6 protein-coding genes are annotated in these 3,301 nt (G+C 68.0%); all 6 read right to left on the bottom strand.

What is annotated here, in order from left to right:
- A partial coding sequence (traU, locus tag BGN95_RS01255; protein WP_286771375.1) for a conjugal transfer pilus assembly protein TraU occupies nucleotides 1-865 on the bottom strand: 865 nt, incomplete at its 3' end.
- Entirely contained in the window at nucleotides 865-1,134 is a 270-nt protein-coding gene (locus tag BGN95_RS01250) for a hypothetical protein (RefSeq protein WP_007406606.1), read from the bottom strand. The genes BGN95_RS01250 and traU, both read right to left, overlap by 1 nt.
- The gene (traW, locus tag BGN95_RS01245) at nucleotides 1,134-1,793 is read right to left on the bottom strand and encodes a type-F conjugative transfer system protein TraW (protein ID WP_007406603.1); all 660 of its coding nucleotides are present in this window, start codon (nucleotides 1,791-1,793) and stop codon (nucleotides 1,134-1,136) included. Before traW ends, BGN95_RS01250 begins: the two co-directional genes overlap by 1 nt.
- Complete coding sequence (locus BGN95_RS01240; protein ID WP_042469292.1) at nucleotides 1,790-2,326, bottom strand: S26 family signal peptidase; 537 nt, start codon at nucleotides 2,324-2,326, stop codon at nucleotides 1,790-1,792. Before BGN95_RS01240 ends, traW begins: the two co-directional genes overlap by 4 nt.
- Nucleotides 2,307-2,984 (bottom strand): type-F conjugative transfer system protein TrbI, encoded by a 678-nt coding sequence (locus BGN95_RS01235; protein WP_037569809.1) that lies wholly within the window; start codon nucleotides 2,982-2,984, stop codon nucleotides 2,307-2,309. The genes BGN95_RS01240 and BGN95_RS01235 overlap by 20 nt, the downstream gene beginning before the upstream one ends.
- Nucleotides 2,977-3,301: hypothetical protein (locus BGN95_RS01230; RefSeq protein ID WP_353744653.1), on the bottom strand; the 325-nt coding region annotated here is incomplete at its 5' end. The genes BGN95_RS01235 and BGN95_RS01230, both read right to left, overlap by 8 nt.

The following is a 3,301-nucleotide window of genomic DNA, read 5'->3' as shown; positions in this document are numbered from 1 at the left end:
TCTGGAAGCGGTATTGCTGCTTCCGCATGATCGGCATCAGGTACTTCTTGCAGAGCCCCTGCGAGCCCATCGTGCCCCAGGCGAGGCCTTCGCGGTGCATCTTGTAGGCGAACCGGGAAAGCGCGAGCCGCGACGACTGGACATGCCCGATCGAGGCGGGAATATTGCCGTTGAGCGGATACATGCTGCCCTGGCACCCCGCGCACCAGAACAGCGCGTCGAGCGGCAGCGCGGCCGTTCCCGCAATGCAGTCGCCCGCGCACGCCGCCTTTGCGATCGGGTTCGCGAAGACGATCGCCTCGGGGTTGATGATCGCGGTCAGCGAGTCATCCTGCCACAGCGGATCGACCTCGGTCATATAGGCGATGTCGAACGATGCCTGCTCGAAGCAGATGAAGTCGGTCAGGATCTCCATCCAGTATAGGAGCGGGTAGACGTACCAGTGGACGTGCCACTTCGCCGTGCTCTGTGACCGGCCGCCTACCATCGACGGCCCGGCTAGGTAGCCCTGGCCGATGTCGAAGCCCGGCGCGATCCGCGTTCCCCCGAGGTTGGGAAAGCACCACGGCTTCATCGTTACGTCCGCCAGCCTCGCGGGCTCCCAGAAGCCGACCGAGATGCCGATGCGGGGTAAGGGGTCGGCGCACGCGCAGACCGGCGACGCAGGATTGTTGGTGTCGGGGCGGCTGCCCGGCCAGATCTTCGCCCCGCCGATCGAAAGCGGAAAGAGGCACGACCAGCAGACGTCCGTGATGGGATTCACGAACTTGCCCGTGCACGTCGGCGCCGCCTCGGCGCGCGGCGCCAGGGCCACCACCACGAGCAGCAGCCCCAAGACGCCGAGGATGGCCCTCAGCCAGCGCATCAGCCCGCCTCCCCCGTCTCTTGGAGGAAGGCGCTGTCGGCCGCATTCTTCCGGCGAAGATAGAGCCAGGTGTACAGCGCCGCCGCGGCGAGCAGCGCGGCCGCGAGGCACGGCGCAGCCCGGCCAAGGGCGGCATGGAACTGCGCGAAGAACCCCACGACCGACGCGACCGACAGGCACAGCCCCTGCCACACCAGCCGCATGCGGCGAAGGGCGCCGGTTTCCGGTGCGGCCATGGGGGTCCGCAGAAGGTCCAGCCAAAGCGGCATCAGCTCTTTGCTCCCGGCTCGAGGACGGTCTCCGAGACGCGCAGCAGACTGCCGGTCTGCGACACCACGGCCGGGGTGTGGCGGATGCCGAACTTGGCGGTCAGGCGACCGTCCTGGTCGAAGAAGAACCGGCGCTTACGCGCCGTCATCGACTCGATCGGCGAGCCCTTGACGAAGATGATCTTCGCGTTGAACTCGGTGAACCGTCGGGTCGCCCACACGACCTGCGCCGTATCGTCGCCGTCGACAAAGACGAGGCTCTGCCGCATCGATACGAAGTCGAGCGGATTGATCCTCTGCCCGGCTTGCGCGATCACCTGTCCTTTGTGGTCCCGGATCTCGCGCTCGAGCGTGATGCTCGGGTCATAGTCCCAGGCCCGCGGCTCCTCGGCAGGCGTGATGCCGGCCACCGGCACCGGGCGCCGCACCTTGGCCTCCACGCGCTTGGCGAAGGCCGCGTTGACGCGGTCCATCTCTCCCGTCGCCTGCGCGCGTTGCAACCGAGCCTCGATGGTGGAGAGCAGGTCGGCTTCGATGACAGGGAACGTCTGCCCGAGCTGGCCGAAGTCCCGCGCTTCGCCCCGCTCCGATCCGGTGACCAGGACCCCGGCGCCCAGACAGGCAGCACCGGCGAGCGAGGCAGCGACCGCGCGGATCACAGGATCGCCTCGCCGGTGCCGACAATCTGGCGCCGACAGGCAAAGCCGATCGCCGCGTAGCGGGAGTCGAAACCATCCTTGTGGGGGGTGCCGACATAGTAGCAGCCCGCCGGTATCACGCCGCTCGGCCCGATCGGGAGCCGCTCGCCGCTTCTGGTCGTGGGCTTGGTGTAGCCCACGACCCGTCCGTTCACCGTCACGGCGCGGTGCCAGTGCGCCACAACGTCGCCCGGCAGGCCGTAGACGATCTTGCCGAACATCTGCGGCTTGTCGCCGAAATGGCGCCGCACCAGGTCGCTGGGGGGCGGATCGAAGAAGACGTACTCGCCCCTGACCGGCACCTTGTTCCGGTGGATGACGAACGCCCAGTTCGGGAGCGAGTCTGTGGTGTTGATCAGGAGCGCGTGATTGTCGCGCCAGTCGCTGATCGCGCCGAGCACCACGCTTCCCGCGACGAGCCCGCCATACAGGCCCCAAAGTCGTTTGCGCGGCCGCCAGGGGGCGGCCGTCGCATTACTGACCGGCACTGCCATCGGGACCTCCAAAGGTGGTGATCGCTGCCCCGGGGATTGCCGCGGAAGGCGCAGCGCCGGCACCGGAGCCGGCCTGCGGCATGGCCGCTCCGGCCGGGACGGCCACCATCGGCTCGAGCGTTGCGCCGGTAGCGGCAGCGGGCCCGCCGGGCATCGATGGCGTCGCCGGTCCCGGCGCCATCTGCTGCTGGAGCTGCTGCATCTCCTGAGCGCTCGCCGGCCGGGGTTGGCGAACGCCGCTCGCATAGACGGCCTTCCGCAGGCTGTCGGTGATGTCGGGCACGTTCTTCGTCAGCACCGCCTCGCCGACCAGCACCACCTGCCCCCCCGCACCGCGGCGCTGGAGTTCGTGGTCGAGCGAGGACATGAAGGCACGCATCTCGGCCTCGACCTGCCCGGGCGGCGACGCGGAGCGCGCCTGCGCGCTCACATACTCGCCAACGATGTTGGAGAGGCTCGCCTTGACGATATGCTCCTCGCGGGGCTCGACGAGTGCCTTGGTCACCCACATCGCCCAGATCAGTGCGACGATCAGGATCGCGCCCATCACCAGCTGAGCCCGCGTGAATCCGCCGAAACCACGCCCGGAACGGGCCGGCGCAGCGGCCTTCGGCGCCGTCGGAGGAGCTTGAAGGTCGAGCTGGGGCTGATCAGACATCGGTGTTGCTCCCCTTGGGATCGCGCGAAGGCAGGATGCTGTGCCGGCGGAAGAAGATGACCGCGGCCGCGAGAAGCATGTGCGCGACGATCAAGACGTGCCGGAATGACGTGATGCGAGCGGCCTCGGCGGCGACGTACCGGCTCGCAAGATTGTCGAGCTGGTGCATCATCCCGTCGAACGAGAAGCCGCCGATGGCGAGGAAGAAGAGGACGAACAGGCCCCAGGTGATGAGCAGGGTCGACGCGAGGAACCCTGCCATGTGGAGGTAGAAGTAAAGCAGAAAGCCGACATCGAGCCCGCGCGACGGGCGTCGG

This window comes from Sphingomonas sp. 66-10 (genome assembly GCF_001897045.1).
In the GTDB taxonomy this organism is placed as follows: domain Bacteria; phylum Pseudomonadota; class Alphaproteobacteria; order Sphingomonadales; family Sphingomonadaceae; genus Sphingomonas; species Sphingomonas lycopersici.
The sequence above is the reverse complement of the archived record's forward strand: the minus strand, read 5'-3'. Positions and strand labels throughout refer to the sequence as shown.